The following is a 1,082-nucleotide window of genomic DNA, read 5'->3' as shown; positions in this document are numbered from 1 at the left end:
CAGGCAAAACGCATGCTGACAAGATACAACGGAATTGACCGGAAATCTTTCCCTTTATTTTTTAAAAAGCATGCGGATTTCGTTTTAACTCCGGTGCACCAAAAGAGCAGCTGAAAATCTTGCGAATTTGGTGTGATCGCTAGAGCCAATCTAAATACAGCCCCTTATTTTTTTATATCAGAGACCGTCTGAATCATGCCTTATCTGTTTCACAGCCGAACCGGTTTGCGCTACCATCTTTTGCGTGGTATGGCATTAAGCGTTTTGCTGGTGTCGGCAACATTTGCCGCGACGGTTTGGCAGGTGTACCGTATGGGCAATCAGGTGTTGCCGAAAGATTTTCACGCCGATGCCGCGGTGGTGTTGGGTGCGGCGGCGTGGGGCAAACGTCCGTCGCCCGTGTTCCGCGAGCGTATCAACCATGCGATTGCGCTGTATCAGAGCCGGCGTGTGGATAAAATCATTTTCACTGGCGGTACACCGAAAAAAGGCTATATGACCGAAGCCGAAGTCGGGCGGCGCTACGCCATTAAACAAGGTATTCCGGCGCGGCATATCGTGTTTGAAAACACGTCGCGCAACACTTATGAAAACCTGCAAAACATCGAGCCCTTATTGCGCCCCAACGGCATAGAAACGCTGGTTATCGTGAGTGACCCTTACCACTTGGCGCGAGCGCAGGCCATCGCCAAAAATTTCGGCATGAACGCCACCGTTTCCGCCACGCCGACCACACTGTACGATGCCGGCAAGGAGCGCGACAAATTCTTACTGCACGAAAGCTACGCGCTGTTTCTCTATCAATTTGAAAGCTGGAGCGACAAAATCTGGAATATTCTGACCCGCCGCCGCTAAAGCGACACGCATTATTCAAAAGCCGTCTGAACGCCTTTTCAGACGGCTTTTGAATTGTTCAAACCGCTTGAAAACAGTACAATACCAACTTTAATTAAGTACCGCATTAGGAAAACCATCATGACCGTCAAAACCCGTTTTGCCCCGAGCCCGACCGGCTACCTCCACATCGGCGGCGTGCGCACCGCCCTGTTTTCATGGGCTTATGCACGAAAGTACAAAGGCGG

General features: G+C 50.8%; 2 protein-coding genes and 1 pseudogene. All 3 read left to right on the top strand.

Translation table 11 applies throughout. The annotated features are described in order from the left end of the window. Positions 1-143 (top strand): annotated as a pseudogene (locus C7N83_RS13945) (IS1595 family transposase); the annotation flags it as partial. A 52-nt stretch (positions 144-195) separates the two neighbouring features. Beyond that, entirely contained in the window at positions 196-855 is a 660-nt protein-coding gene (locus C7N83_RS13940) for a YdcF family protein (RefSeq protein WP_106743290.1), read from the top strand. Between the two features lie 93 nt (positions 856-948). Further along, a partial coding sequence (locus C7N83_RS13935) for a glutamate--tRNA ligase family protein (RefSeq protein ID WP_425437530.1) occupies positions 949-1,082 on the top strand: 134 nt, incomplete at its 3' end.

Source organism: Neisseria iguanae, from assembly GCF_003013245.1.
In the GTDB taxonomy this organism is placed as follows: Bacteria; Pseudomonadota; Gammaproteobacteria; order Burkholderiales; family Neisseriaceae; genus Neisseria; species Neisseria iguanae.
This window is presented reverse-complemented; position numbering and strand designations above follow the sequence as displayed.